This is a genomic window from Halorubrum sp. SP9, assembly GCF_005435015.1.
Classification (GTDB): domain Archaea; phylum Halobacteriota; class Halobacteria; order Halobacteriales; family Haloferacaceae; genus Halorubrum; species Halorubrum sodomense.
On the sequence record NZ_SGXU01000388.1, the window covers coordinates 1 to 442 of the forward strand.

The 442-nt window shown below is 55.2% G+C and carries 1 protein-coding gene; it reads left to right on the top strand.

The genetic code is table 11. The features are described from left to right. The first annotated feature begins 253 nt into the window (after positions 1-253). On the top strand, positions 254-388 hold the full coding sequence (locus EXE45_RS21735) for a hypothetical protein (RefSeq protein ID WP_274595493.1): 135 nt from the start codon (positions 254-256) through the stop codon (positions 386-388). Positions 389-442 lie beyond the last annotated feature (54 nt).

The following is a 442-nucleotide window of genomic DNA, read 5'->3' on the forward strand; positions in this document are numbered from 1 at the left end:
ATAAGACAGTAGCCACAACCTCAGTCACTATCTTTCGCTCTACAGGTTGGCCCCTACTATGCGAGAGCCACCTAGTGGCGTCTGCTAGGCTATAAACTCGCCATCGGTTCAGGGCCGACCACCGACCCCACTCGGCTTCGGGCCCCCCTTACGAGCAAAATTTTTTGTTAAACTCGCGAGAACAGATGGTATGGCTCGCCTGGGGACACAGTCAACAAGCGCTGACCGGTAGTTCGCGTTCGCGTGGGTTGGGATGGGTATCATCATGTCGGTAGCTGTTGCGACCATTGACTTCCTCCCGCTTCCCCTAGAGGCAGTTTATGTATTTGCTGCTGGCGTCGTGTTGCGCGAGGCGCTCGGCTTAGCGTATTGGCTTGTCCAGCAGTGATCGGTCGGAGCTAGGAACGACATATTGACTGTCTAGCGCTCATACCGACTCTTC